A 278-nucleotide genomic window follows, 5' to 3' on the forward strand; every position below is an offset into this window, starting at 1 on the left:
GGTTCTTCGTCAAATTTGGTGGTAATCTCTTTTTTATTTCGACGGTTTCCCTCTTCTTCTTTCTTAATCCTATAAAAAGTTGTAGATATGTTTGCTTTTTAGTAACTTTAAAGACACCACATCATTAAGAGTTACAATGCAACAAGCCATATCTACAACGTACAAATATACATCAAAAAAAGAAAATACTCCTACAAATAGGGGATTATTCCATGATTTCAGATTCAGTCTTGGCTACGATAATCTGCAACAAGATGGTATCTCTGAAGCTGTTGGCT

It is taken from the genome of Bacteroides sp. D1 (genome assembly GCF_000157095.2).
Taxonomy (GTDB): Bacteria; Bacteroidota; Bacteroidia; order Bacteroidales; family Bacteroidaceae; genus Bacteroides; species Bacteroides xylanisolvens.